The sequence below is a fragment of the Phyllobacterium sp. 1468 genome (assembly GCF_031455525.1).
In the GTDB taxonomy this organism is placed as follows: domain Bacteria; phylum Pseudomonadota; class Alphaproteobacteria; order Rhizobiales; family Rhizobiaceae; genus Phyllobacterium.
Genome location: NZ_JAVDSX010000006.1, coordinates 151,680 through 178,578, shown reverse-complemented (window position 1 = coordinate 178,578; position 26,899 = coordinate 151,680). Strand labels below are relative to the sequence as shown.

The window sequence follows — 26,899 nt, the reverse complement described above, 5'->3', positions numbered from 1 at the left end:
TGCGCCGATCTCCGATAGCAGTTCGAAGGCAGGAGAGGGCCAGGGATCATCACCCTGGCCCTGCGGGTCCTATGCCTGCTCCCAGTACCAGGTCCCAACGTTCCATGAGTCGATGCGATTGTTCACGTTTGGCGTAAAGCCAGTCATGCCCTTCTTACGTCCGCGAATCGTTGCGTATTGGAAGATCGGCAGGAATGGCAGGTCGTCCCGCATGATCTCCTGGATTTTAAGGTAAGCTTTCTTGCGCTCCTCCGGCACGAAGACCTGTCCGCCTTCGGCAAGGAGCTTGTCGACCTCGGGATTGGAGTACTGCCATGTGTTTTGCCCCGCACCTCCCTTTGCGTTGATCGAGCTCGTGAGGAAATAGTCGGACGTATCGGGATCGGGTCCCGTAAGAAAGTCGAGACCAACCACGACGGAGTCAAACTTCGACTGCATCCAGTATTCGCCCCACATGACCGCCGGGGGGAGATTGGAGATGGTCATCTCGACGCCGATATCCTTAAAGGATTGCTGCATGAATTGCTGCACCTGTTCCCGGATGTGATTGCCCGCCGTGGTCGAATTGGAGAACGAAAGCCGGACACCGTCCTTGGCGCGGATACCATCTTCGCCCGGTTTCCAACCGGCATCGTCGAGTATCTTCTTGGCTTTCTCGATATCGAATTCATGCTTTGGCAGGTCGGGATTGAAGTAGAACGACTGCTGCGGCATGTAGGTTTCGGTGGGCGCCGGCAAACCGTAATAAAGCGCATCGATAATGGTCGTCTTGTCGAGCGCGTGGTAGAGGGCCTGACGGACAGCCCGATCCTTGAACTGCGGCTTCTCCATGTTGAAAGTCACCGACTCGACAGTGCCGCCCGGAACAACCTGAACCGTCTTGCCTTCCAGCGCTTTCGCCTCATCGTAGTGATCCGGCGTGATCCATTGCAGGCCGGTCACATCGATATCGCCCGTCTTGAACTGCGTGTAGAGGACGGTGAGGTCCGGGATGTATTTGTATATGACCCGTTCAAGATAAGGGCCGTCGCCATAATAATCCGCGTTGGCGGCGAGCTCTATGTGATCGCCGGCGACGCGTTCAACCCATTTGAATGGCCCCGTGCCAACGGGCGCATTGTTGAACGGCGCGGTGTTTCTGTCTTTTTCCGGCTCTAGGATGTGTTTGGGCACGATAAAAGTCGCCGCAAGGATCGAAGCGTAGGGCGCATAGGGCTTTTCCATACGCCAGGTGATTTCCGTCGGCGATACAACCTTGATGTCACGTACCTGGTCGTGGCCGGCGCGCCGCGCGCTGCGGAAATCCTTGTCGACGACCAGATCGAGCGTAAATTTTACGTCGTCGGCGGTGAAGGGCTTGCCGTCATGCCACTTCACGCCGTCGCGCAGTTTGACCTTCCAGTTGAGACCGTCGGCGGAGATGCCGCCATTCTCGACTGTAGGGACTTCCACCGCCAGGGCGGGCGTAAACTTCCCTTCCGGATCGACGTTGAAGAGCGGATCGAAGACGCTGAAATGGATGCCCTCGTCGACCTCGATATGCAGCATATGCGGATTGAAGACGGTAGGTTCCTGCGAGAAGCCGATGATCACCTGTCCCTTGGGCGCTGAGGGCGGCGCGGCATGGGCTTTATCTCTTCCAAGAATCGCCGGCATGACCAGGCCAGTTGCACCAACCATACCCATCATGGCGAGTGCCTGACGCCGGTTGGGGTGGAGAATTGCATTTCGATGCTTATCAGACATTGTCGTTTCCCTTCTTTATTGGTTTGTGTTCAATGTTCCAGTTTGCATTCCATCTGCTTGTCGGCAGAGCATTCTCATTACGGCGGGCTCCTCAACCACGCCGATCTCAGAAACCGCTGAGTGGCCGAACCTTTGATCCGTCACTGAAGCGGGAAAAACGGAACTCTGTGGGGTCGACGACGGGCGTGCGGCCAGTAACGATATCCGCCATCAGTCGACCTGCCGCCGGCCCGATGCCAAAACCATGGCCCGAAAACCCGGTGGCGATGTGAAAGCCAGGGATCTCATCCACGGCGGAAATCACAGGAATTGCATCCGGCGTAACGTCGATGTAGCCCGCCCAGCGCTGCGCGATCTCCGCTTTGTTAAAGACCGGGAACGCCGCCTTGAGCCCATTGAAGGCCTTGTTCGACATATCCAGCGAAGGCTTGGGGTCGAGGACTCGGTTATACTCAAACGGACTCGCCTCATCCAACTTCCAGCGTGTCGGGAGCCGCACCTCATCCAAGAAACGGCCGCCCAAGCGAAACGACAGCGATCCCCATTCCATCTTGAGCGCCGGAAGGAATTTGAAAGCATAGCGAAAAGATTTTGGCACGATGTCGACGATGTTTTCGTGACCGGAGGCAATCGTATAACCGCCATCCTGGCGTTTCCGTATGGCAAAATCCTTGGACCAGAGTGCCGATTCCGGACCGCCTTCCAGCGGCTTCGTGCGCATGACTGTGTTCATAACCTTCAGCTGCGGCAGGTCGATGCCGTAGAGCCCGCAGAAGAGATTGGACCAGGCGCCGCCGGCCAATACGACAGCGTCGCACGCGATGCGTCCGCGCTCGGTGACAACACCGGAAACCTTGCCGCTGGACGTTTCGATGCCTCGCACGGCACACTCTGTCAGGATTGCCGCGCCTTTGTCGCGCGCGGCTTCAGCGACTGCGGGTGCGGCCTTTTGCGGTTCGGCGCGACCATCAGCGGGCGTGTACAGGGCCCCCTTGAGTTTCATGCTACCGCCCGGCAAAAGGTCATCGAGTTCCTTGCCACTCACCATTCTGCTTGGCAGCTGATAGCCCTCGAGATTGTGGCCCCATCGCTCGTGCTCTTCATAGGACTTGTCATCAGGGCAGGCGAAAATGATACCGGCGCGTTTGTAACCCGTGTCGCGGCCAAGTCGTTTATCGAAGCCTGACCAGATGCGCAGCGCCTCGGCCATGAGAGGAACTTCACGCGGGTCACGGCGGGAGATGCGCACCCAGCCCCAGTTGCGGCTCGACTGTTCCTGACCGATGCCTCCTTTTTCGCACAAGGCAACCTTGTGACCGCGCTCGGCAAGTTCGAGCGCCGTGGACGTTCCGATAATGCCGCCGCCAATGACAACCACATCGACTTTTTCGGGCAGATTTTCATCGCCGTGCACGCGCACGACATAGGGACCGGGCATTTAATAGGATTCCTCTAACTGGCAGTTGATGGTGAATTCGGCGACGCTCGCCTCATTGGGAAGATCGAGCAGCATTGCCGTGATACGGGCGATGTCCCTGGGATCGGTCAGGAGGTTGTCGGCACGGTTGGTCAGAGCTCGCGCCATGTCGGTTGCGACAAATCCAGGGCAGAGAGCGGTTGCGCGTATACCCAGGTCCCAACCTGTATGGCGAATGCCATGGGCCAGAGCCACCGCGGCAAACTTGGAGATTGAATAGAGGCTGGCGGTCGAAGATTTCACACGCTTGCCGGACAGCGAGCCAAGGATAACAACGCGGCCTCGCCCGCTTTTGCCAAGAGCGTCCCAGGCTGCGACCGCGAGCCGGCGCGGCGCCTTGACATTGATCGCGAGCATGGCATCGAGATCCGCATCATCGGCCTCGATCACGTTCTTCGGGATCATGATGCCGGCATTGGCGATAATCGCGTCAATGCGGCCGAACCTCGCTAGTGCTTGCTCGGTCCATGCGGCTTCCGCTGAAGGATCACTTGCATCGTAGGCAACGGGCTGCACGCGATCCGGATCAGCCCAGTCAGGCAATTGCGGGCTGCGCATGCCGAGCGACAACCGCCACCCTGCGTCACCAAGAAAGCGTGCAATCGCCTCACCTATTCCTCTGTTTGCCCCCGAAATCAGGACGACACGTTCTTCCGTCATTTCAATGTTATCCTCCGGTCATTCCGACCATCTTCCGGTACGCCCGGCGCAATATATCCATCACCTGAGCCTGCTCTTCTTCCGCAATGAATGAGAAAAAATCCTTTGACTGCTTGGTGACAATGGGCCGGATCATGGCAGCAAGCTCAGCACCTTTCGGGGTGACGTAGAGCTCCTGCGCGCGTCGTTCACTGGCAGAGGTTTGCCGCCTGAGAAGATCATGTTCGATCATCTGCTCTATGAGACGGCCCATCGCCGAGCGGTCTTTCATGATGATCTGCGCGATCACGGACGGGCGGATGCCTGGGTGACTGTCGACGAGAAGCAGCGTTGTAATCTTGCCGGTCCCGCGTGCCACATCGCACCCGTCCAGCCGGGCATCGAGATCGCGGGAAACCGCAATGTTCATGGTGCGGATGTAGAAACTCAACGTGTCTTCGAGCACATCGAGATCGACATGTTCAATCGTGGTCGGCTTCGGCATCATCTTCGGCATTCGAGCAAATTCCTTCCGCGCCCGCGACGACGCATTGCATTGCGTCCGGGATTCCAAGGCTTTTGAATTTGTTATGCAGCTTTCTATTTTGCATGCTTCGGCAAATAGTGGACAAATGCAACTATTTTTTTATGAGAGGTTGCAGGAATACCGAACAAACAAAGAAATTGCCTGTTTGGCGAGCCAAACGGGCATCAAAAAAGCACTCCAAGCCCAAAAATCAGGCAGCAGGCTCCCACTGGCTGCCTGGAATCGCCGAGACCAGCCGTCGAGTATAGGCGTGCGCCGGACTGCGGAAGATTTGCGAGGGCGGTCCGAATTCTACGATCTCGCCGCGATACATGACTGCGATGTCATCGCAAATCTGGCTGGCTACACGCAAATCATGGGTGATGAAGATCATTGCTACGTGGAGGAGTTTTTGAATTTTTGTCAGCAGTTCCAGGATTTGAGCCTGAATGGAAACATCGAGCGCCGAGACCGCCTCATCGGCGACGAGAAGCACCGGATCGAACATCAGGGCACGGGCAATGCCAATACGTTGTCTTTGCCCACCTGAAAACTCATGCGGGTAGCGATCGTAGGCACCTTCATCCAGGCCAACAAGTTCAAGGAGCTGCACCGCCTTCGCCCTTGCATCGGCGGCGCTGACACCGTGCGCCATCGGTCCGACGACCAATATTTGTCCGATAGTGTGGCGGGGATTGAGTGACGCGAAAGGATCCTGGAAAATCATCTGGATATAGGGGCGCATCGACCGGAATTGCTTGGCGTCGAGCGGTGCGATGTCCTGACCGTTGAAAAGTATCTTGCCGCCATCGGCATCCATGAGCTTGAGCAGTACCCGCCCAAGAGAGGACTTTCCAGAACCGGACTCCCCCACGACGCCGAGCGTGCGGCCCTTGCGGATCGTAAAACTCACGTCATTGACCGCATGGACCCTGCGCCCCTTCGTGAAGAAGCTCCCGCCGCTCGTATAGATTTTGTTGAGCTTTTGCACGTCGAGCACGACCGGGGTCTCTGCGTTGCTCGCCCTGTCCTTGTCGCGCATGCGAGGCACGGCTGCCGTCAGGCGCTGCGTATAGGGATGCGATGGATGGTTGAGCACGTCATCGGCTTTGCCCTGCTCGACTATCTTGCCCTTTTCCATGACAACGACGCGATCGGCAATCTCCGCCACGACACCAAAGTCGTGCGTGATGAACATGACGCTCATGTGCTTGTCGCGCTGAATCTTGCGGATCAATTCCAGAATCTGCGCCTGCGTTGTTACATCAAGTGCCGTCGTCGGTTCATCGGCAATCAATACGTCGGGACCAAGAGCCAGCGCGATCGCGATCATCACACGCTGCCGCTGTCCGCCGGACAGGCGAAAGGGATATTGGTGCTGCATAAGTAGCGGGTCTGGCAGGCCCACCTCATCGAGCAGATCCAGCACCGCTTTTGCCCGCGTTTCGGGAGTGCCGACATTGTGCACCTCCATGACCTCGGCGATCTGCGCGCCGACCGTCATCAAGGGATTGAGCGCCGAGAGCGGATCCTGGAAGATGATCGAAACAGCACGCCCGCGCAGGCCGCGCACATATTCGTCCTTGGCCTCGAGGATATTGATGCCTTTGAAGCGGATCGCGCCTTTGCTGGCTCGAATGGACGATGGCAGCAGGCCCATGATCGCATTTGCGGTGACCGACTTTCCCGATCCGGACTCGCCGATAATGCAGAGAATTTCACCAGGTCGCAGCTCAAAGGAAATATCTTCCACTGCGTAGCGCCGCTCCATGCCTTGCGGCAGATCCACCGTCAGATTTTCAACGGAGAGAATTGCACCTCCATTGACGACTGTGCTTCCTTTTTCAACTGCACTTGTCATAACACCAGCGATCCTTCCGGCTTTGAAACAATCTATTCAGTCATCTTTCCATTCGATGTCTGCAATGACAAGCAAGCAATTTCGATGCCAGATCAACCTAAGACGCTTGCCTTAAGCCGCGGATCGCGAAGATCCATCATGGGTGGATACATCTTTTTACTGGCTATAATATTGGAACCGAAGCCGATAATTGTCTTCAATGACGAACACTTCGAGCCGTATTCCTGCGAAGACATTAACTGTATTTTTCTGCTTTTCATGTTAGCTTCAGGCATGACAGACGTTCGGAATATGCGCCTGCACTCAAGACCTTCCTTAACGCCCGCGGATGCCGAGGCCAACCGGTGGAGCTTCGCGCTTGAATCGGCCGGTCTCGGTGTTTGGGATTCCAATCTTACCACCGGCCAGTGCTATTATTCAGCGACGTGGAAGAAGATGCTGGGTTATCGTGAAGACGAGCTCGGCGACAGCAGCGATCTTTGGCTGGCACTCATACACCCGGACGACAAGCAGCGCGCCATCGAAAGCGGTGAACGGCATATTTCCGGCGAAACATCGCAGATTGAGACCGAGTTCAGATTGCGCCACAAGGATGGTCACTGGGTGTGGGTTCTCGACCGGGGACGTGTTGTCGAATGGGACAAAAATGGTCACCCATCGAGAATGATCGGCGTCCAGACGGACATTACCGATCAGAAGAACACCGAACTGGAACTGACATTGCTGAACGAGCGCATTCAACTCGCGCTCGACGCTGGCCAAGTTGGACTATGGCATTTCAACAGCGAGACCGAGATCGTCTTGTGGGATCGCCGCATGCGCGAGATTTTCGGCATAGGCCCAGGTCCCGATGAAGTACCCCGCGCAACGTGGCACAATCTTTTGCACCCGGACGACGCGGCCAGGGCTGAGCGTGCGATAGAATCCACGTTTGAGACCGGCGAGCCCATGAAGACGCGCTACCGGATCATCAAACCTGATGGTGAAATCCGCCATGTGTTCGCCCTGGCGCGGCGTGTCCGCCATGAAACCATGCCCGACATGTTGATGGGTAGCATCTGGGATATAACGGAAGAGGTTCTGAACGCGGAGGCGCTAGCCCGGGAAAAGGACCTTTATCGCGTCACGCTCCAATCCATTGGTGATGCGGTTCTTACTACGGATGTCGAAAACAATATTACGTTTGCCAATCCAGCGGCGGAACGATTACTGTTGCGTAGTGCTCAGGAACTCACTGGTTCACGACTGGAAGATGTACTCAATCTCATCGATGAAGGAACCGGCACCACCCTTGTCTCCACGACGAGCCGTGCAATGCAAATCGGCCAGACCGTGGAGAGCGCTGAAAACGCTCTCTTTGTCCGGTCGGATGGAGGACGGCGTTCTCTGAGGGATATCGCCTCCCCGCTCTTCGATCTGACAGGCGCTATAACTGGGTCGGTGCTGGTGATTCAGGATGTCACGAGCGCTCGAAACCTGCAAAGAGAGCTTTCCCACGCGGCAACCCATGATGCGTTGACGGGACTTTTGAACCGGACGGCATTCGAATCGGCCGTATCGGCGCTAATCGAAAAAAGCGGCGACAGAGTTCCCCATGTGCTGCTTTACATAGACCTCGACCGCTTCAAGATGGTCAATGACACGCTTGGTCATGCGGCCGGCGATGCGTTGCTCAAAATGGCAACATCGAGCATGAACAATGCTTTACCCGACTCCGCCATCATTGGACGGCTGGGAGGCGATGAATTTGCCGTTCTCCTCCCGATCAGCAAATTCGAGGAGGCAGAAGAAGCCGCCGAGCGCTTGATTAGCGAGATCAGAACCATTCAGCTGCCTTGGGACGGAAAAATCCAGAACATTGGCGCGAGCGTTGGAATAGCAGCACTCGATGAACCGGGTATCACACTCGCCGACGCGATCGCCCGCGCCGATGCTGCCTGCTACGCCGCAAAGGCAGAAGGCCGCAATCGCAGCGCCATCTACAATATCAATACTGGCGCGGCCCGGCAGAACCTTGCAAGTATTCAGGCGGCATCTGGAATTCTGGAAGCATTGTCGGAAGGAAGACTTCAAGTTTACGGCCAGGAGATCAGAGCAATCTCCAATACAAGCGACCATAGCATCTGCATCGAAATTCTATCGAGGATGACCGGAGTAAACGGGGAAATCATTGCCCCAGCCGAGTTCATTCCCGCTGCGGAACGCTTCGGCCTCATGGGAATAGTCGATCGCTGGATTATCCAGCATACGCTTGAGACCTATGGCCCAAAATTGATGCAGATGAAGAACGTGTCGCTCGCAATAAATCTGTCTGCAAATACAATAAGCGATCCCACGCTCTGGCCATTTCTACAGTCAACGATTGAAAAAACCAAAGTTTCTCCGTCTCGCTTGATATTCGAGATTACGGAAACAACTGCCGTCAATAATTACGAGGCGGCAGAACACTTCGTGAGGGAAGCACGCGCAGCCGGATGCCGTATAAGTCTTGACGATTTTGGCACCGGCCTCAGTTCATTCGGATACTTACACCATTTCAAGGTGGACAGTATCAAGATAGACGGGGCATTTATCGAGAAATTGTCCAACAGCCGGCTCGATCAGGCGGTCGTTGCTTCCATCAACGGTATCGCGCGCGAACTTGGCGTCGATGTTATTGCCGAACATATCGAGGATCTGCAGGCGGTCGACATTCTTAAATCGCTTGGCATAGGCTATGGTCAAGGCTTCCTGTTCCATCGTCCACAACCGCTTCAAGCTCTGTTAACGAGTTTGGAAAAAGTGGAAGCGCGCTAGCTGAAACGCCCCAAGACAACCAGCCACACGCAATTTTCAATCTACAGTGGATAGAATCGTGCCGGAATCGAGGATTCTTGTGCGAGAATCGGAGGTTCTTGTCCAAAATCGGCACATTTTCATCCAAAGCTCTGCTGCGATGGCAATGTAGCTTTCCCGTTTTTTCTGCTACGCGGATACACGGGGAGGAAAGCCGGAAATGGGTTACGATGCGGATGCGATCATCATTGGCGCGGGTCTCGCCGGGCTCGTCGCGGCGACCGAACTCACCGATGCCGGCAAGAAGGTGATCATACTCGATCAGGAACCGGAACAGACGCTCGGAGGTCAGGCCTGGCGATCCTTCGGCGGATTGTTCTTCATCAACTCCCCCGAGCAGCGCCGTCTGCGCATCAAGGATTCACCCGAACTCGCATTGCAAGACTGGATGGGCTCGGCGGGTTTCGACCGCCCGGAAGATCACTGGCCGCGCAAATGGGCGGAGGCTTACATCGATTTTGCGTCGGGCGAAAAACGCGCATGGCTGTACGCCCAAGGCATGCGCTGGTTTCCAGTCGTCGGCTGGGCGGAACGTGGCGGATCGCTGGCCACCGGACATGGCAATTCCGTTCCGCGCTTTCATATCACCTGGGGCACGGGTCTCGGCGTAGTCGAGCCGTTTATTCGCCGGGCTCGCGAAGCCGAGCAGCAAGGCCTCCTCAATTTTCGCTTCCGGCACCGCGTAACGGCGCTGGTAAAAAGCGCCGGGATCGTTGAGAGCGTCGAAGGCGAAGTCCTCCAGCCGAGCGAGGTCAGGCGCAGTGAGCCAAGTTCCCGCATTGCTACCGGATCGTTCGCCCTCAAGGCGCAAGCGATCATTGTCTGCAGCGGCGGCATCGGCGGCAATCACGATCTGGTGCGCAAGAACTGGCCGTCTCGGCTCGGAACGCCGAAGCACCTCATCAGCGGCGTGCCGGACCATGTCGACGGGTTGATGCTGGGCGTCGCTCAGAAAGCTGGAGCCCATCTCATCAATGAAGACCGCATGTGGCACTATGTCGAAGGCATCAACAATTGGGATCCCATCTGGACAAAGCATGCCATTCGCATTCTGCCCGGACCCTCCTCGCTATGGTTCGACGCGCGCGGCGACCGCCTGCCCGCGCCATGCCTGCCCGGTTTCGATACGCTGTCGACGCTCAGCCATATCATGAAGAGCGGCTATGATTATTCCTGGTTCGTGCTGAACCACACGATCGCCAGGAAAGAAATAACGCTTTCCGGCTCGGAACAGAATCCGGACTTCACCTCGAAGAGCTGGCGGCAGGTGCTGAAGCGCGCGCTGGGCGGTGTCCCCGCTCCCGTGCAGGCTTTCCTCGACAATGGCGAGGACTTCATCGTCGAACGGGACCTCTCCGCACTTGTCCGCCGCATGAACGCGCTGACTGGGGACAATCTGATCCATGAAGACAAGTTGCAGGCGCAGATCATGGCCCGCGACCGCGAAGTGGACAATCCATATACCAAGGATGCCCAGATCACGGCGATACGCGGCGCCCGCAACTATATCGGCGATCGCCTCGTCCGCGTGGTACCGCCGCACAGGATACTCGATCCGAAACATGGGCCGCTGATCGCCGTGCGCCTGAGCATCCTCACCCGGAAATCGCTTGGCGGCATCGAGACGGATTTGAGTGCGCGTGTCTTGAAGCCCGACGGCGAACCGTTGGCGGGGGTCTATGCAGCCGGTGAGGCAGCTGGCTTTGGTGGCGGCGGCATGCATGGCTATAATTCGCTCGAAGGAACCTTTCTCGGCGGCTCCATCTTCTCGGGCCGGACAGCCGGCAGGGCAGCAGCGAAGGCTATGTAGGTCCCGACCCTAATCAGGACCTCCTTTCCTCGTCACCACATTTCCATCTTGCGATCCCAAGCGAAATGCCTATGCTGTTGTCACTGACAACATAGAGCGGATACCATGAACGCCGTTGACGAATTTCGTAGTTTCAATCGCTTTTTCACAAAGGAAATCGGACTGCTCGACAAGCACTTGCTTGCCAGCGACTACACCTTGGCAGAGGGCCGCGTATTATATGAACTCGCCAACAATGGTGAGCAGACGGCCGCCGATATCGGTCGCAGTCTGCACATGGACAAGGCTCATCTCAGCCGCATCGTCTCACGCTTCGAAAAGCGCAAACTTGTGCGCGTTCGTGCCAGCTCAACACATGGACGGCAGCGTCTCATAACGCTGACCCCCGCCGGCCAGGAGGTCTTTTCCAACCTCAACCGGCGCTCGCAGCTTCAGATGGAGCAAATCCTCTCACCCTTGGATGACGATGCCCGCAGGCAGCTGGTATCGTCCATGCGTCAGATCAGAAGCCTCATCGGCGCCGAAAGCCGTTCTCCAAACGCGGTGACGTATCGCGGCCTCCAGGCCGGCGATCTCGGCTGGGTCATCCACCGGCAGGCAGTGCTTTACTATCAGGAATACGGCCTGGACTGGACCTATGAAGCGCTGGTGGCTGAAATCCTCTCGAAATTCGTCACCAAATTCAATCCGCAACGCGAAGCAGCCTGGATTGCCGAATATGCTGGTTCGATTGCGGGGTCGATATTCCTCGTCCAGAGCGAGGATCCTGACGTCGCGAAGCTGCGCCTTCTCTATGTCGAACCGAGCGCGCGTGGCCTTGGCATCGGTCGAACGCTCGTTGCAACCTGTGTCGAGCGCGCTCGGGAACTTGGCTACCGGCAGATCAAACTATGGACAAATGACGTCCTCGTCTCGGCGCGCCGCATATACGAGGCGGCCGGATTTCGCCTGGTCGATGAGGAAAAGCATCATTCCTTCGGCCAGGATCTGGTGGGGCAGACATGGATACTCGATCTTAAATAATTTGGAGCGGACCTAGAGCCTCTCATCGTTAGCTGGAAGCAGAGAATTGCGCAGCCGACCATGCGCTCGATCCAACGCCGGTAAGGCTACGCCGAGGCCTGAAATGTCTCCTGATAGCGCAGCCATCTGGACTGCAGCACGAACCAGAGCTCGGGCATGATGCCGAGCGTTCTGTCGATGCGTGTTGCAATGTCGAGCGTGATCGGATGCTGACCGGCAATGATGGCGTCGACGATTGCCACCGGCATCTCGACGCGCCGTGCAAAATCTTCGGTTGAGAGACCGTTGCATTCGATGCACTGACGCAAATGCTCGCCAGGATGGATCGCCCAGTGCGGCGTCCAGCGATTTGCTGTGTTCATCTGCTTTACCGATCAAGTTTGATTCGCGTACCCGAAAGATAATCGGCGGCCATGTCAGGCGGATGAAAAATTCATGGCGCAAAAGCGGCGGCAGCGTTCCTCAAGTCACAATGTGGTTAGGTCGACTTGCCGATTTCGTCGACGTGATGCTGGATGCTCATCCGATCGAGCGATTTTAGCGGGAGGTTGATGAAAATCTTCAACCGGCGATCAAGTTCCATCATCGTACGGGAAAATGCCTGCTTGCGCTCCCATGGTTCACCGGTTGCCAGGACAGGATCGGACGATTCCCAATGGGCCGTGACCGGGACCCCCGGCCATTCGGGCATGGGCTCCCCCGCGGCCTCATCATTCAACGTGAAGACGAAATCGAGGTCACGCGCGCCTTCAAGGCCGAACTCGCGATAATGCTTGGGGTGCAGGCCATCCACAGGGAAACCGGTCTGCTCGAGCAATTCTTTCGTTTCAGGATCGATCGCGTCCGCGGGCTCCGTGCCGGCGCTATAGGCGGCGAAGTGGGGCTTTCCGATGCGATTGAGAATTGCCTCGGCCATCATGCTTCTTGCAGAATTGCGATGCGAGAGAAACAGGACGTGGAAGACTTTATCGTTCACGGCGGTATCTCCTTACACTGATCGAAGCCAAGATATTTCAACACAGTATGATTCAAAAATGTGACACCACCTCGACGAAAGCTGTCCAACGCCGCGCGAAGGGCCGCCCCAGGCTGGTTAAATTCCCGGATTCGTGTATGATTCGCCAAGTTGTCAAGCGTGCCTGCGTCATGGTCAATCATGGGGGAACAGCATGCCCGACAGACATGAATTTCATAGAGTGGAAATTTGCGGCCGTATCTTCACAGGATCAATTTCTGCCGAGGGTCCGTGTTTGAAAATGCTCGAGAACCGCACCTATGGTCGCGGTGTACCCTTGGGCGTGGCACTCTCGATCTCCAAGGGTGCCGGCAGAACCTATTATGCGATCTGCAAATACAACGAACCGCATATCCTCCTGCCGCGCTTTTCCGATGAAGACGTCGAAATTGTCGCGCGGGAATTCGGCATCCCGATTTCGGGACGGATACGTCCGCTGTCATTCACGGAAAGTCCCGCCTGGATCGCCTTGAGAAAATGGGCGAAAGAACATCCAGGGATTGCCCGGGCGTGCTCCCATACGGACAGCTACATTCCGGGGTGGTACAGCATGGTCTCCAGGGAAAACAGCGCAGGCTTGCTGCAGCGCGTTTAGGGCTCTAGGGGCTAACGGTATCCTGCGGCCTGCAACTCGAAAAGCTCGGCATAGCGCCCGGCCTGGGCGACAAGTTCCTCATGCGTACCGGCAGCTTCGACCTTGCCATCAGCGAGAACGAGAATACGGTCGGCCATGCGCACGCTGGAAAAGCGATGGGAAATGAGGATCGCCGTCTTGCCTTCGCTGAGTTCCTTGAAACGACGGAACACCTCGAACTCGGAGCGGGCATCGAGCGCCGCTGTCGGCTCGTCGAGGATCAGGACTTCGGCCTCGCGCATATAAGCTCTGGCGATGGCAATTTTCTGCCATTCGCCGCCCGAGAGCTCAACGCCGTTCTTGAAACGCTTACCGATCATCTGCTCGTACTTGCCGGGAAGCTTGGCGATGACACCATCTGCCTGGCTTCGCGACGCCGCTTGCGCGATGCGGGAATGGTCGTCCCGATAGGCGATCCTGCCAACCGCAATATTATCGGAAGCACTGAGATTGTAGCGCACGAAATCCTGAAAGATCACGCCCATATTGCCCCGCAGCGCCTCCAGATCATATTCGCGCAGATCATGGCCATCGAGCAGGATACGGCCTTCATCCGGATCGTAAAGCCGGGTCAGAAGCTTCACCAGGGTCGTCTTGCCAGCGCCGTTTTCACCGACAAGCGCCACCACTTCACCCGCATGCAGGGTGAAGCTGAGATGGCGGACGGCCCAGCGCTCGGCACCGGGATAGATGAACCCGACATCGTCGAACACGAAGCCCTGACGGATCGGATGCGGGAAAGGCCGTGGATTTTCCGGCGAAAGGATCTCGGGCTTGACCTCGAAGAAGCCGAACAGATCATCGAGGTAAAGCGCCTGTCCCGCCGTACTTGAAAAGCTTGCCAGTAGCCCTTCGAGCAGGGTGCGCAGGCGCCGGAACGAACCGGCGAGGAAGGTCAGATCGCCAATGGAAAACTCGCCGCCCAGGGTGCGCAGAACAATATAGGCGTAGGCAAGATAATAGCCGACGGTACCCATCGCCGTGAAGAGGCCGCCCCAGCTGGCACGGCGCAGCGCGAGCATGCGATTGGCCGCATAGAAATCGGTGGCGAGACGGATGTAGCGGTCTATCAGGAAACTGTGCAGCCCGAAAATCTTGACTTCCTTGGCGGTCTCGACGCTGGCCGCGGTCTGACGCACATAATCGAGTTCGCGCCGCTCCGGCGTGCGGACAAAATCGAGCGAATAGCTTTGGGCATTGAAATGCGCCTCGCCCAGGAAGGCCGGGACCAGGGCCAGAAACAACAGGACGATGAGCCAGGGCGCATAGACGATCAGGCCGGCGGCAAAGCTTGCAACCGTCACCATGTCCTGTGCCTGGCTGAGCAACTGGCCCATCAGCGTCATCCGCCCGCTCGACTGACGACGGGCCCGCTCGAGCTGATCCTGAAACTCGGCGTCTTCGAAATCCTCCAGATCAAGCGTTGCCGCATGCTGCATCAGGCGAACGCTTGAGCTATTGGACACACGCTCCGACAGCAGGCTGTCGATCAGGGATACGACGCGCCCAAGAATATCCGACAGAACCGCCAGCGCGAATTCGGCAAGGAGAAGCAGACCCAGCCAGTTCAGGAGGCCGCTGTTCAGCCACTGCGACACGGTTTCCGGCTTGTTCGGCGTTTGCACCAGCAAGACCACATCGTCGATGATCAGCTTGCCAACGAAAAGCGTTATCACAGGCAGGAGTGCCCGGCCCAGACGCAGGACGAGCGATGCCGCAGTCAGATGCGGACTTGTACGCCATACCATCAACAGGAATGGCCAAAGGTTCTTCAGAGCCCCGAAACGTTCCCGGAGAGTATGGACCTCTGGCAAGGGCGGCCCTCCCAGGGCTCGCCCGGGTGCCCCTCGCGGAACCCGTCCGCCACTGCTGTAAGTCCTCGGCATACAAGATAATCCTGTTTTCCGGCGGCTGTTGTCAATCGCGCGAAACTGGGGAGCAAACGGCCAGGGAACTTGATGAAAAGCAGTCGCGTCTCAGCGTTGCTTCGCCTTGCGGGCAGCATAACGCCGGTCGCGCTCCGCCTTGCGTGCCGCTTCATCGGCGAGGACACGCGCGACATGTCTGTTTGCTTCGATCTTGGCGGCTTCCGCTTCGGCCAGTGCGGCCGCGGCCAGCGCCTCGGCTTCTGCCTGTTTGCGGGCCAGTTCTTCTTGTGCCAACCGCTCTTTTTCCGCACGACGCACTTCACGCGCCGCTGCGATTGCTTCCCGCTCGGCACGTTTTGCCTGCATCTCGGGATCAGTCGGCTTGGGCGCACTATCGAACTTCTTCAGAAGCAGTTTCTTCGCCTCGGCTGCAGCAGTGCGGCGCTCAGCCAATTCCTTGAGATTTTTCAACCGGTGGTCATCCTTGTTCGTATGGTGTGGGAGCGGCTTGAGCTCCCGAGGTCAACTTCATTGAAAAGGCCAGGCATCGGCCTGGCCTCCGTCATATATTTCAGTTTAAGCCATGGTCACGCTCTTGGCGACCACAAACTGAACGCTGATCAGGCAGCGCTCAATTGATCGGCTGACATCTTGCCCGACTTCTTGTCGCGCACCAGCTCATAATTGATCTTTTGGCCATCATTGAGGCTGCGCAATCCAGCGCGCTCAACAGCGGAGATATGCACGAACACATCTGCGCCGCCGTCCTCAGGTTGAATAAAACCAAAACCTTTTGTGGAATTGAACCATTTAACTGTGCCTGTGGCCATTTTAAGCCCTCCCTGCCAACATCAACCTGGTTATCGTACACATGCACGATAACCGTTTCTATCGAGTTTTGAAGGAGAAGGTAGAGGCGCTTGCACGCGAAAAACTTCGACAATCCAAAATTCAACGCATCTTTTATAGAATTGAATTGGAATTGTTTCAACTCGCTTCGCACAAAACAATTTGGGTGAGAAAATTTACGCATGCGGCCAAATATTGGTATCATCTGGTCCAACCCGGCCATCTGGCTTCCGGAAACACGCAAACCGAAAGAATTGATATGACCGAGACGTTCGTAATCGCGCAGGGCGGCGGGCCGACTGCAGTTATAAACCAGACCCTGGCGGGCGCCGCGATCGAGATCCGCAAGCGTCACAAGGGTGCGCGCATTCTTGGCGCCATACATGGTGTACGCGGTATACGCGACGGGAATTTCGTCGATCTTTCCGCGTTGAGCGAACAGGAGCTCCGCCGTATCGCGGCAACGCCGAGCGCCGCTCTTGGAAGTACGCGCGACAAACCTGACGCAGCCTACTGCGAAATCATCCTGAAAGGGCTTAACAAGGCCGGCGCCACCGCGTTCATTTATATCGGCGGCAACGATACGGCCGGGACGCAGCAAATTCTCGCCGACGCCGCCGGCAAGGATATCGCTTTTGTCCACGCTCCGAAGACGATAGACAATGACCTAGTCGAAAACGATCATACGCCCGGATTCATCTCCGCAGCTGATCTCGTTGCCGGTGCTTTCCTGAGCGTCGACCTCGATTTTCGCGCCTTGCCGGGAATTTATGTTGGCATCGTCATGGGCAGACATGCCGGCTTTCTCACGACGGCGGCAGCCGCATGGCAGCTGGACGAAGAGAGTGGTCCCCACCTGCTCTATGTCCCGGAACGGGCGTTTTCGCCGGAACGGTTCATCGACGACGTGCGCGAAGCCACCGACCGCCATGGGCGCTGCATCGTGGCGATGTCGGAGGGCGTCACGGCGGAAGACGGACGATCCGTCGTCGAAACCCTGGTTCCAGCCGACCGGCTCGAGCGTGATGCACACGGGAACGTGCGCCTCTCGGGCGGAGATCTCGGCATGACCATCGAAGAGTTGATCCGCAACGGGCTACCCGGTGCACGCGCACGCGTCGATACATTCGGCTATCTGCCACGCGGCAACATCGCAACCATCAACGACACGGACGCACGCGAAGCATTTGAAGCCGGTGTTTTTGCGGTGGAAGCTGCGGCCCGCGGTGGCGGATCCGTAGCCTTGCAGTATGAAAATGGAAAAACCAGCCCGCAACTGATACCGCTCGCCAATGTCGCCGGAAAGACGAAGCATCTGCCGGATGATTTCATGCTGCCCGATACAAACCAGATTTCAGCGCAGGGCCGCGCCTATCTGGAAAGACTGCTTCCGCGCAAGTTCGACCCGGCAAAGCCTTTTGTTTGAGTTTCAAAACCCTTGTGTTCTGCAAAAGCGCCGCGTAGGATATTGCGTATCGGTAAAAATTATCGCTGTATTTTCTCTTTTGTGAAAGTCTGGCCGCTTGCGGGAACACCTTGATCAGACGGACAGGCGGCTTGTCAAACAGCTTTCGCAGGACGCGCAGCCGGGGTTGACGCGTCTTGCTGAAACGATGGCGATGTCCGTACCGACGGTACGCACACGCCTTCGCAACTTGCTGGACCGAAACCTCCTGAAGATCGTCGGATTGCTCAACCTGACGGAACGCCCCGAGCTGATCTCGGCCATCGTCGGTGTCAATACGCAGGGGCGCGGCCGCGTACGCGAGATCGCGCAACGGATCGCAGCGCTCCCCTTCGTCACATCGGCATGTGTCGTAACCGGACGGTTCGACATCATCGTCGATGTGGTCATCGCAGGCGACATCGCCGATCTTTACCGGGTGACCAGCGAATTGATACCCGGGGTGGGCGAGCTCGGAGAGATCGTACGAAGCGAGACCTTTGTGGTTATGGCATCGTGCAACAAATGGGTGAGTTTACCGGAGGGATGCTGGACCGATCCGGCAATGGCGCCAAAAATAAATTAAAGAGCCCGACAAGGGCGGGGAATAACAAAGGAGGACGCAAGAATGAAAATGACTCGACTATTCGTCGCAGGGATTGCACTGCTCGGCATGACCGTAGCGGCAAATGCCGGCACACTCGACGACATCACCAAGCGCGGCGAACTGCGCGTCGCTGTTCAGACGCAGGGCCCACCCTTTTCCATGGTCGATTCAGCTGGCAAGCGCACGGGCAGTTCAGTCGAGCTTGCCGAACTGATGGCCAAGGAAATGGGCGTCAAAATCACGTTCCAGGACTATGACTGGGATGGTTTGATCCCGGCACTGCTTTCCGGCAAGGCCGATCTGCTGGTTGCGGATATGACTCCCACACTGGCCCGAGCGATGAAAGTCGCCTTTACCAAGCCTTTCATGTACACGGGAAGCGCCGTTTTTGCCAAGACCGACAGCAAATTCGGAACCATGGATGCTTGCAAGGCCAAGGGCACGAAGATCGCCGTGCTTCTCGGAGCAACGGGCGAAAAAGTGGCAAAGGAGACATTCCCCGATGCCGAGATCAAGAGCTACAAGGGCGGCGGTCCGCTCCTGCTCGACGCTGTCAATAACGGCCAGGCCGATTGCGGCGTAAACGATGTCTCGGCGGTCAAGGGCCAGCAGGCGGCTTATCCGGCCGGAAGTTTCACCATCATGCCGGAAGTCCTGTCGAAAGAGCCGCTGGCTTTCGCCACACGCTATGACGAGCCGGATCTTCTCGTCTGGATGAATCTGTTCCTCGATCAAGTCGCTCTCGATGGCCGACTGCAGAAGAACCTGGATTACTGGGTTAATTCAGAAGACTGGAAGAAAGATCATCAATAGCAGATCTCGGACGGTCTTGCGTGGAGCCAACGCGCTTCACGCATGCCGTCTGTCCGCTTTTGATCGCGCCTGTTCTGCCCCCTGAGGGATCTTCCCGGCATGCTTGAAAACTTCAGCTTTCGCACCATCGTCGAATATCTGCCCCTGTTCGGGCAGGGATTTGCTGCGACGTTGTGGCTGTCGATCGTTTCGTTCGCCGGCGCCCTCGCTGTCGGTATCATCCTGTGTGCGATGAACCTGCAGCGCTCGCGGCTCCTGCAGCTTCCGGCAAAAATCTATATCGACGCGATCCGCGCCACACCTCTGCTGGCACAGCTTTACTTTCTCTATTTTGGCCTGCCACGGCTGGGGGTCGTTTTGCCGGAGCTTTTCGTCGGCATTCTCGCTTTGGCCCTGAACAGTGGCGCCTATATCGCCGAGATCATCCGCGCCGGCATCCTGTCCATCTCACGCGGGCAGGTGGAGGCCGGCATCGCGTCCGGGATGACCTATGCCCAGCGCATGCGGCTTGTAATCCTGCCGCAGGCCATCCGGGTAACTATCCCGCCACTGCTCGGCCAAGCCATTGTTTTAGTCAAAGACTCGGCGTTGCTGTCGTTGATTTCCGTCGCCGAACTGACACGTGCCGGCCAGTTGCTGGCGTCCGACAGGTTCATGCCCGCTGAAGGCTTCCTGACGACTGCCGCGTGCTATCTCGTGCTCTATTACGGATTGAAGTCACTGGCAGCATTCTCGGCGCGCTGGCTCGGCGTGCGCCCGATCGGGAGCAGAACATGATCTGGTTTCAGCTCCAAAGCCTGATCGGAAGCTATCCACTGGCGTTGCGTGGGCTTGGCATGACCATTGCCCTTTCTGGAATAAGCCTGGTGCTCGGTACCATCCTTGGCTTTGCGCTCGGCGTCTTGCGCACGAGTGGCAGTCGCATGCTGGATTCTATAATCGGGTTGTGGGTCGACCTCATTCGCGGGACGCCCTTCCTCGTTCAGATATTCCTGATCTTCTTTATCTTGCCTGAACTCGGCGTCGAGCTCGGTGCCTTCACCGCAGGCATCATTGCGCTGACCAACCTCGCAGCCTGCTTCATTTGCGAAATCGTCGCAGCCGGCATCCGCTCGGTACCCACCGGGCAGGTCGAGGCGGCGCTCGCGTCAGGCTTGTCGCAATGGCAGCGGATGCGTCAAGTGGTGCTGCCGCAAGCGATGCGTGTCTCCCTGCCACCCCTCGTTGGCCAATATGTGCTTCTCATCAAGGATTCGTCGGTCGTCTCCGCTATCGGTCTGACAGATTTAACCCGGGTCGGCTGGCTGGTGGTTCAGCGGGTACCCAATGGGTTGCTCGTGTTCGCCATTGTCGGCATCGGTTATTTCGTCGTGTGCTATCCGCTCATCCTGCTCGCCCGCCGGCTGGAGAGACGGATGAGCGCCGCCCATGGCGAGGTACAATTGTGACGCGCTCTATCAACAAAGGCCGCAAGATATGATCGAGTTTCGTGGTGTCAATAAATGGTTCGGCGCGCTCCATGTTCTCAAAGACATCACGCTCAGTGTCGAGCCGCGCGAGGTCGTGGTTGTGTGCGGCCCAAGCGGCTCGGGCAAGAGCACCCTGATCCGCTGTATCAATGGCCTTGAAACGATCCAGAACGGCGATCTCGTCGTCGATGGGCAGCGTCTCGGTGATCGTGCCACCAACATGACCGAATTGCGTACCGAGATCGGCTTCGTCTTTCAGGCCTTCAATCTCTATCCGCACAAGACCGCGCTGGAAAACGTCACGCTTGCACCGATCCACGTGCGGAAAATCGCGCGCGCCGAGGCCGAGGCGTCGGGCCGCGAGATGCTGGCGAAGGTCGGGCTAGCCGACAAGTTCAATGCTTATCCGTCCGAGCTTTCCGGTGGCCAGCAGCAACGCGTCGCTATCGCGCGTTGCCTGTGCATGCGCCCGAAAATCATGCTTTTCGACGAGCCCACTTCAGCCCTCGATCCCGAGATGATCAGTGAGGTACTGGACGTGATGGTTGGCGTCGCCGAGGAGGGCATGACCATGATGGTAGTGACGCATGAGATGGGTTTTGCCCGCAAAGTCGCACAGCGGGTCGTGTTCATGGACGCCGGAGCCGTCGTCGAAACCGGCACGCCAGAAGAGTTTTTCTCCGATCCGAAGACCGATCGAAGCCGTGCCTTTCTGAGCAAGATCCTGCGGCATTAGAGCCGATGCGCGACAAGAGCCGAGGGCTCAATCCCCCGGCCTGATCGCCGAAATCAGGCGACGCCGCCATTGGCCCGCAGGATCTGGCCATTGACCCAGCCGCCGTCAGGGCCAACGAGGAACGAGACGACACCGACAATATCACTGGGCTGACCAAGGCGTTCGAGCGGCGGCGCCTTGGCAGCCATTGCAATTACTTCCTCGCTTTTACCCTTGAGGTAGAGGTCGGTGGCGATCGGCCCGGGAGCCACGGCGTTAACCGTAATGTTCCTGCCGCGCAGCTCTTTTGAAAACACATGCGTGAAGGCTTCGACCGCTGCTTTGGTGGCATTGTACAAAGAATAGCCTGGCATCTTGAGACGGAGGCTCGTCGACGAAAAGTTGACGATCCGTCCACCGTCCCTCAAACGCTTGGCTGCTTCACGTAGCGTGTTGAAAGTACCCTTGGTGTTGATGGCGAAGTGGCGATCGAATTCTTCGTCGCTCGTATCAGCCAGCGACATCATCTTCAGGACGCCGGCATTATTGATCAAAACGTCTACGCCCCCGAACGCTGCTTCAGCGGAATCGAACATGCGCCGCACTGCTGCCGCATCAGCGACATTCGCCTGTGCGGTCACCGCCTTGCCACCGCCGGCCTCGATCTTGTCCACCAGATCCTGGGCTTCCTTTGCGCTACCGGCGTAGTTGACGACGACGGTGAAGCCATCACTGGCAAGCCGTTCTGCTATTGCTGCACCGATACCGCGTGATGCGCCGGTTACGATTGCGACCTTGCCTGTCTGTTGTGTCATGGTCCTATTCCTCTTCCTGGACTGTTCAATGACGAAACAATGCATCATGGCAAAGCGCGGATAATCACCCATTTCTTGGCATCACTATCCGAATAATACGAACAAAGGTCTTGCGTCTGGCGCGTTGGCCGTTTCATGATGCGATCCAACCAGTCTATAACCGGAACGTGCCAAATGGACAGATTTGAAGCGATGCGCGTCTTCGTGCGGGTCGTCGAACGGCGCAGTTTCACGCTCGCCGCCAACGATCTTGGCCTGCCGCGCTCGACGGTGACCGATGCGGTGAAACAGCTGGAAGCGCGGCTCGGTGTCCGGCTCCTGGAACGGACCACACGGCAGGTCAGTCCGACCCTTGACGGCGAGGCACACCACCGGCGATGCGTCTCGATCATCGCCGATCTCGAGGATGCGGAAGGGGCATTCGGCGCGGCCAGGCCCAAGGGTTTGCTGCGCGTCGAGGTTCAGGGGACACTGGCGCGATACTTTCTGTTGCCGGGTTTGCCGGCCTTTTTCGAGAAATATCCCGATATTGAAATCAGCATGAGCGAAGGCGAGCGGTGGATCGACCTCATCCGCGAGGGCGTAGACTGCGTGTTGCGGTTCGGTATCCTTCCGGACAGCGACATGATTGCCCGGCGCGTCGCGACGCTGGAACGATTGACATGTGCGGCGCCCCTGTATCTCGAGCGTTTCGGCACGCCGGCAAGTTGGGATGCGCTGGACGGTCATCGCATGATCGGGCTCCGGTCGCTGACGACGGGTGCAGTGCGGCCACTGGATTTCATGATCGGCGAGCAACTGGAAAACGTGACGTTACCGACGGCGATTTCCGTGACTGGCACAGAGAGCTATCTTGCCACTGCGCGATTGGGGCTCGGTCTCGTTCAGGTGCCGCGCTTCCACGCCGCTGACGATCTTGCGCGGGGCACGCTCATCCAGCTTCTGCCCGATTGTCCGCCACGCCCGATGCCGGTCTCCTTGCTCTACCCCCGCAATCGGCAACTCTCCCCACGGGTGCGGGTGTTTCTCGATTGGGTGGCCAAGGAGGTCGCATCGAAAAATGCCATGACTTGAACGTTCAGCACGACCACATATCCTGCATATGTTGAGAATCGTAATAATTTCGTGCCAATAGGTATGGCGTCCAGCAACGCGTCAGCAGAAAGCAGAGCCGTGGAATTCCTGCACACCGGCATTACATTTCTGGAACCGTACATCCAGCAATATGGGCTTTATGCGATTTTTGTCATCATATACCTGGAATCCTTCGGCGCTCCGCTTCCTGGCGAAAGTGCGCTTATCGCGTCGTCGCTTCTCGCTGTGCGTGGTGATCTCTCCGTAACCGACCTGTTTCTCACCGTCTGGATTGCTGCCGTGCTCGGCGACGGTACCGGCTATGCTATCGGGCACTTTGGCGGACGGCCCCTGCTGAAGCGCTATGGCTGGCTCGTCAAACTCACCTCCGAACGTCTGGAAAAACTGGAAGAGCTTTTCCGGCACCGCGGACCAATCATCGTTGTCGGCGCACGCTTTGTCGTTGTGCTGCGGCAACTGAATGGATTGGTTGCCGGCTCGGTCGGGATGCCGTGGCACAGTTTCTTCCTCGCCAACATCCTTGGGGCCGCTCTATGGGCGGCCGTCTGGAGCTTTGGTCCCTACTATTTCGGCGGATTATTCCACGAGTACTGGCGCTAAATCACTTCTGCGGAACATATTTGCGCCAGTCGTGCTCCTCGCGGAAACCAAGCACCTCGCGCGTCTTGCGATTGGAAAGCGGCGCTTCGAATTCACCGAGCTCGCGCCGAATCGGTACGCCGGGACAATATTTCTCGAGGAATTCCCGCGTCGGTAGCTTCGCGGTGATCGTGTCGTTGACGGCATTGAATACCTGGAAGCCAAGGCCGTCCTTGCGGATCGCAAGATCGACGATCTGTCCGAGGTCACGCGCATCGATGTAGCTCCACGCGTTGCGCTTGCGCGACATCGGGTCGGCGAGGAATGCGGGAAAGCGGTCGTACTCATGCGGTTCGATGACATTGCCGATGCGCAGCGCGTAGATATCGGCGCCATAGCGCATGGCAAAGGCGCGGGCGGTTTTCTCGTTCAGCACCTTGGACAAGCCGTAACTGTCCATCGGGTCGGTATCGTAGTCTTCCTCAAGCGGGAAATGATGGAAATCCTTGTCGCCTTCGGCGAAGCAGACGCCATAGGTGGTCTCGCTCGACGCGACGATGACCTTTTTGATCCCGAGCTTCACCGCGGCCTCGATGACATTATAGGTCCCGATCGTATTGATGCGGAATGTCTCGTTGTCCGGCTTGATCAACACGCGCGGTACCGCTGCGAAATGCACGACTGCATCAATCGGAGCGGGTCCTTTGCCGGTCTCGTAGCCCTCGAAACCAAAGTGGCTGGAGAGCACGTCGAACATCTGGCCGCTGTCGGCAATATCCGCATTGATGGTGTTGACGCCGGGATAGTCGAGCGGGGCGAGATCGACGTTCAGGACCTCGTAGCCCTTGTCGACGAGATAGGGAACCACGTGACGGCCGGCTTTACCGGTACCGCCTGTGAATACGATCCGCTTCTTCATTTTTGCATTCTCCTTGGCAACTCATTCACTCTGGCGGAATTTGCGCATCCGGTCGAACAGCACCGCGAACAGGATAGCGCCGCCGATGAAACAGCCTTGCCAGAAGGCATTGATGCCAAGCAAACCAAGACTGTTACGGATCACTTCGATCAACGCCGCCCCAACGATTGCGCCGAGGGCCGTGCCGACGCCGCCCGCGAGGGCCGCGCCGCCGATGACGGCTGCGGCAATGACCTGCAGCTCGAGGCCGGTACCGATATTGGTAGTGATCGCACCGAGCCAGCCGGTCTGGATGATACCGGCAATACCTGCCGAAAGCGACGAGATCATGTAGACCGCCACCTTGATCTGGCGAACCGGCACGCCGGTGAGGATCGCCGCTTGCTCGTTGCCGCCAATGGCATAGATATACCGTCCGAATCGCGTCCAACGCAAGATAAAGCCAGTCAGCAAGGCCAGCACGACCATGTAGACCACGGGGTTGGCGATACCGAAAAACCATGCACCGCCGCCAAGCGCCAAAAGTCTGTCGTGGTCCGGCCCGAACTGGAAAACCACCGTATTGCCGGAGGCCACCATGGCCAGACTGCGTGCGATGGACAGCGTCGCGAGCGTCACAACGAATGGCGGCATGCCTATGTAGGCAATAAGCAGACCATGGCATGCGCCGATGACGAGGGCCGTGGCGATGGCCGCTGTTATACCGGCTTCGATACTGTAACCGGCATGCATGACGACACCGAGAATCATGCTGCAAAGGCAAAGCACCGAGCCAACGGACAGATCAATGCCGCCTGTGATGATAACGAGTGTCATGCCAAGCGCGATGATCGCGACGAAGGTGACGTTGCGGGTGATGTTGTAGAGGTTTTTGGAGGTCGCGAACGAATCCGTTGCGAACGACAAAAAGATGCACGCAACGATGACGGCCACCAAAACCCAGAAAGTCTGGCTGCTCAGTTTTTCGGCAAGCCAGCTCTGCTGCTTGTGCGCAATGGTCTGGTCAAGTGTAATTGCCATAGTCGACCTTCTACCTATCTCTTAGCTTTGCCGACATGCCGGCTACGCAACCTGTTCGATGGCACCGGTGATGAGGCCGGTGACTTCTTCGGGGGAACTTGCCGCAATCCGCTTGTCTGCAACCTTGCGCCCCCGGCGCATCACGATGACCCGGTCGGCAACATCGAAAACATCCGGCATGCGGTGGCTGATGAGCACGACGGCAATCCCCTGATCGCGCAGGTGGCGAATCAGATTCAGTACCTCGGCAACCTGACGCACGGAAATCGCCGCCGTCGGTTCGTCCATGAGCACGATCTTGGCCTCGGAGAGCCTGGTCCTCGCAATCGCCACAGCCTGCCGCTGCCCGCCGGACATCTGCTTGACGAGGTCACGAGGACGGGTTTCGGATTTCAGCTCGGCGAAAATCTGGCCGGCACGCTTATACATCGACGCATAGTCGAGAATGCGGAACGGCCCGATGCCGCGGCGAATCTCGCGACCGAGGAACACATTTGCCGCTGCGGTGAGGTTGTCGCAGAGGGCCAGATCCTGATGAACGATCTCGATGCCGTGACGGCGCGCCTCAACCGGCTTGTTGAGGACAAGCTCGGCCCCATCCATCCGCATGGTGCCATGGCTGGGACTGAAATTGCCTGCGATCATTTTGACGAGCGTCGATTTACCCGCGCCATTATCGCCCATGAGGCCAACGACTTCGCCCGCCCCGATGGAAAATGAAACATCATTGACAGCCTGGATGGCGCCGAAATGTTTTGAAATGTTGGTGAGTTCCAGAACTGCCACCAGCTGTATGCCTCCCGTGCATGTTTGCTCGCGCACCCCGTATTCTCATTGAAACACGAAGCTTTTTGCGATCCCGCCCTCCCCTCCCAGGAAGAGCCGTGACGGGCATTTACGCAAACGCCGCCCGGGGCGTCAATCGGCTTTCCGCCGAATCCGGTCACCATAGTGATGAAAAGTCGTTTTATATGACAAATACCCATTGACGGGTGAACTTTGCCAATATTAGCTGGCGATCGGAGGAATGTATTTGTCCGTAGCGCAGCGGATAAAGTTCGGAGGGGACCCAAAATCTGCAGGTTTCAACACCGGCCATTGCGCACCTATCGACGGTAGAAGACTGAATGGCGGGCATTT

The 26,899-nt window shown here is 57.5% G+C and carries 26 protein-coding genes; 12 read left to right on the top strand and 14 right to left on the bottom strand.

Features of this window, described 5'->3' with window-relative positions; all coding sequences use genetic code 11:
* Positions 1–69: 69 nt before the first annotated feature.
* The 5 genes from J2X72_RS17515 to J2X72_RS17495 form a co-directional block, all read right to left on the bottom strand.
* Complete coding sequence (locus J2X72_RS17515) at positions 70–1,656, bottom strand: peptide ABC transporter substrate-binding protein (RefSeq protein WP_405044739.1); 1,587 nt, start codon at positions 1,654–1,656, stop codon at positions 70–72.
* A gap of 196 nt (positions 1,657–1,852) precedes the next feature.
* A complete protein-coding gene (locus J2X72_RS17510) occupies positions 1,853–3,184 on the bottom strand; it encodes an FAD-binding oxidoreductase (RefSeq protein ID WP_310073934.1) in 1,332 nt (443 codons plus the stop codon).
* Positions 3,185–3,883, bottom strand: coding sequence for an SDR family NAD(P)-dependent oxidoreductase (locus tag J2X72_RS17505; RefSeq protein WP_310073932.1), 699 nt, complete (start codon positions 3,881–3,883; stop codon positions 3,185–3,187).
* A gap of 7 nt (positions 3,884–3,890) precedes the next feature.
* Positions 3,891–4,367, bottom strand: coding sequence for a MarR family winged helix-turn-helix transcriptional regulator (locus J2X72_RS17500; protein ID WP_405044738.1), 477 nt, complete (start codon positions 4,365–4,367; stop codon positions 3,891–3,893).
* Between the two features lie 232 nt (positions 4,368–4,599).
* Positions 4,600–6,249 carry an ABC transporter ATP-binding protein gene (locus tag J2X72_RS17495; RefSeq protein ID WP_310073928.1) on the bottom strand — a complete coding sequence of 550 codons (1,650 nt, stop codon included), beginning with the start codon at positions 6,247–6,249 and terminating at the stop codon, positions 4,600–4,602.
* Between the two features lie 273 nt (positions 6,250–6,522).
* On the opposite strand from J2X72_RS17495, the gene J2X72_RS17490 reads away from it, so the two are divergent.
* The 3 genes from J2X72_RS17490 to J2X72_RS17480 all read left to right on the top strand — a co-directional run bounded on the left by J2X72_RS17490 (position 6,523) and on the right by J2X72_RS17480 (position 11,917).
* Entirely contained in the window at positions 6,523–9,045 is a 2,523-nt protein-coding gene (locus tag J2X72_RS17490; protein WP_310073926.1) for an EAL domain-containing protein, read from the top strand.
* A 199-nt stretch (positions 9,046–9,244) separates the two neighbouring features.
* On the top strand, positions 9,245–10,894 hold the full coding sequence (locus J2X72_RS17485) for an FAD-binding dehydrogenase (RefSeq protein ID WP_310073924.1): 1,650 nt from the start codon (positions 9,245–9,247) through the stop codon (positions 10,892–10,894).
* A 105-nt stretch (positions 10,895–10,999) separates the two neighbouring features.
* Positions 11,000–11,917, top strand: a complete 918-nt coding sequence (locus tag J2X72_RS17480) for a bifunctional helix-turn-helix transcriptional regulator/GNAT family N-acetyltransferase (protein WP_310073922.1) — start codon at positions 11,000–11,002, stop codon at positions 11,915–11,917.
* An 86-nt stretch (positions 11,918–12,003) separates the two neighbouring features.
* Here the strand turns inward: J2X72_RS17480 and J2X72_RS17475 are convergent, their stop codons facing one another.
* Both J2X72_RS17475 and J2X72_RS17470 read right to left on the bottom strand, forming a co-directional pair.
* Entirely contained in the window at positions 12,004–12,279 is a 276-nt protein-coding gene (locus J2X72_RS17475; RefSeq protein WP_210002863.1) for a hypothetical protein, read from the bottom strand.
* 116 nt (positions 12,280–12,395) lie between these two features.
* Positions 12,396–12,893 carry an arsenate reductase ArsC gene (locus J2X72_RS17470; protein ID WP_310073920.1) on the bottom strand — a complete coding sequence of 166 codons (498 nt, stop codon included), beginning with the start codon at positions 12,891–12,893 and terminating at the stop codon, positions 12,396–12,398.
* Positions 12,894–13,086: 193 nt separating this feature from the next.
* Here J2X72_RS17470 and J2X72_RS17465 point away from each other — a divergent pair, with 193 nt between their 5' ends.
* Positions 13,087–13,527, top strand: a complete 441-nt coding sequence (locus tag J2X72_RS17465) for a hypothetical protein (RefSeq protein WP_210002858.1) — start codon at positions 13,087–13,089, stop codon at positions 13,525–13,527.
* A gap of 11 nt (positions 13,528–13,538) precedes the next feature.
* Here the strand turns inward: J2X72_RS17465 and J2X72_RS17460 are convergent, their stop codons facing one another.
* The 3 genes from J2X72_RS17460 to J2X72_RS17450 form a co-directional block, all read right to left on the bottom strand.
* Positions 13,539–15,452 (bottom strand): ABC transporter ATP-binding protein, encoded by a 1,914-nt coding sequence (locus tag J2X72_RS17460; protein ID WP_310073916.1) that lies wholly within the window; start codon positions 15,450–15,452, stop codon positions 13,539–13,541.
* A 90-nt stretch (positions 15,453–15,542) separates the two neighbouring features.
* The gene (locus J2X72_RS17455) at positions 15,543–15,905 is read right to left on the bottom strand and encodes a DUF6481 family protein (RefSeq protein WP_210002853.1); all 363 of its coding nucleotides are present in this window, start codon (positions 15,903–15,905) and stop codon (positions 15,543–15,545) included.
* Between the two features lie 149 nt (positions 15,906–16,054).
* On the bottom strand, positions 16,055–16,264 hold the full coding sequence (locus tag J2X72_RS17450; protein ID WP_112528883.1) for a cold-shock protein: 210 nt from the start codon (positions 16,262–16,264) through the stop codon (positions 16,055–16,057).
* 278 nt (positions 16,265–16,542) lie between these two features.
* Between J2X72_RS17450 and J2X72_RS17445 the strand changes: the two genes are divergently transcribed.
* From J2X72_RS17445 to J2X72_RS17420, 6 genes are all read left to right on the top strand, one after another.
* Positions 16,543–17,709, top strand: coding sequence for a diphosphate--fructose-6-phosphate 1-phosphotransferase (locus J2X72_RS17445; RefSeq protein WP_310073909.1), 1,167 nt, complete (start codon positions 16,543–16,545; stop codon positions 17,707–17,709).
* A gap of 97 nt (positions 17,710–17,806) precedes the next feature.
* The gene (locus tag J2X72_RS17440; RefSeq protein ID WP_210002850.1) at positions 17,807–18,313 is read left to right on the top strand and encodes an Lrp/AsnC family transcriptional regulator; all 507 of its coding nucleotides are present in this window, start codon (positions 17,807–17,809) and stop codon (positions 18,311–18,313) included.
* Between the two features lie 42 nt (positions 18,314–18,355).
* Positions 18,356–19,147, top strand: coding sequence for an ABC transporter substrate-binding protein (locus J2X72_RS17435; protein ID WP_310073906.1), 792 nt, complete (start codon positions 18,356–18,358; stop codon positions 19,145–19,147).
* Positions 19,148–19,246: 99 nt separating this feature from the next.
* Positions 19,247–19,924 (top strand): amino acid ABC transporter permease, encoded by a 678-nt coding sequence (locus J2X72_RS17430; protein ID WP_310073904.1) that lies wholly within the window; start codon positions 19,247–19,249, stop codon positions 19,922–19,924.
* Positions 19,921–20,595, top strand: coding sequence for an amino acid ABC transporter permease (locus J2X72_RS17425; RefSeq protein WP_310073903.1), 675 nt, complete (start codon positions 19,921–19,923; stop codon positions 20,593–20,595). The genes J2X72_RS17430 and J2X72_RS17425 overlap by 4 nt, the downstream gene beginning before the upstream one ends.
* 28 nt (positions 20,596–20,623) lie before the next feature.
* Positions 20,624–21,352 carry an amino acid ABC transporter ATP-binding protein gene (locus J2X72_RS17420; RefSeq protein ID WP_310073901.1) on the top strand — a complete coding sequence of 243 codons (729 nt, stop codon included), beginning with the start codon at positions 20,624–20,626 and terminating at the stop codon, positions 21,350–21,352.
* A 53-nt stretch (positions 21,353–21,405) separates the two neighbouring features.
* Here J2X72_RS17420 and J2X72_RS17415 read toward each other — a convergent pair whose 3' ends face one another.
* Entirely contained in the window at positions 21,406–22,146 is a 741-nt protein-coding gene (locus J2X72_RS17415; protein ID WP_310073897.1) for an SDR family oxidoreductase, read from the bottom strand.
* 174 nt (positions 22,147–22,320) lie between these two features.
* Here J2X72_RS17415 and J2X72_RS17410 point away from each other — a divergent pair, with 174 nt between their 5' ends.
* Positions 22,321–23,220 carry a LysR family transcriptional regulator gene (locus J2X72_RS17410; protein WP_210002839.1) on the top strand — a complete coding sequence of 300 codons (900 nt, stop codon included), beginning with the start codon at positions 22,321–22,323 and terminating at the stop codon, positions 23,218–23,220.
* A gap of 120 nt (positions 23,221–23,340) precedes the next feature.
* Complete coding sequence (locus J2X72_RS17405) at positions 23,341–23,841, top strand: DedA family protein (RefSeq protein ID WP_310074232.1); 501 nt, start codon at positions 23,341–23,343, stop codon at positions 23,839–23,841.
* A 1-nt stretch (position 23,842) separates the two neighbouring features.
* Here J2X72_RS17405 and J2X72_RS17400 read toward each other — a convergent pair whose 3' ends face one another.
* From J2X72_RS17400 to J2X72_RS17390, 3 genes are read right to left on the bottom strand one after another with little or no spacing between them, the layout of a single operon-like run.
* Complete coding sequence (locus tag J2X72_RS17400) at positions 23,843–24,739, bottom strand: NAD(P)-dependent oxidoreductase (RefSeq protein WP_210002837.1); 897 nt, start codon at positions 24,737–24,739, stop codon at positions 23,843–23,845.
* Between the two features lie 21 nt (positions 24,740–24,760).
* Positions 24,761–25,759, bottom strand: coding sequence for an ABC transporter permease (locus J2X72_RS17395; protein WP_310073894.1), 999 nt, complete (start codon positions 25,757–25,759; stop codon positions 24,761–24,763).
* A 42-nt stretch (positions 25,760–25,801) separates the two neighbouring features.
* Positions 25,802–26,545, bottom strand: coding sequence for an ATP-binding cassette domain-containing protein (locus J2X72_RS17390; protein ID WP_310074229.1), 744 nt, complete (start codon positions 26,543–26,545; stop codon positions 25,802–25,804).
* Between the last annotated feature and the right edge of the window lie 354 nt (positions 26,546–26,899).